At 43.4% G+C, this 281-nt stretch carries 1 protein-coding gene; it reads right to left on the bottom strand.

The genetic code is table 11. The features are described from left to right. Positions 1-281, bottom strand: a 281-nt coding sequence (locus C1E99_RS03690) for an FtsX-like permease family protein (RefSeq protein WP_153060154.1), incomplete at both ends; no start/stop codon positions are given.

Below are 281 nucleotides of genomic sequence, written 5' to 3'. Positions count from 1 at the left end.
CTTATAAAGAGAATAGACTAAAACAGAAGGTAAAATAGCTCCGAGGAACCCTACCCAGGCACCTTCCCAGAGGAATGGTCCACGGATATAACTGTTTTTAGCACCAACCAGACGCATAATCTGAATTTCACGGCTACGAGAAATAATGGTAATTCGAATAGTATTGGAAATCAAGAAGACCGCAGTAAAGAGCAATAAACCAGTCGCTGCCAATCCCCAAGTCCGGACTAAATCAGCCAACTTGAAAATGCGCTCTGTCTCTACTTCACCATCTCGAACCT

Source organism: Streptococcus suis (genome assembly GCF_002964045.1).
GTDB classification, from domain to species: domain Bacteria; phylum Bacillota; class Bacilli; order Lactobacillales; family Streptococcaceae; genus Streptococcus; species Streptococcus suis_U.
This window is presented reverse-complemented; position numbering and strand designations above follow the sequence as displayed.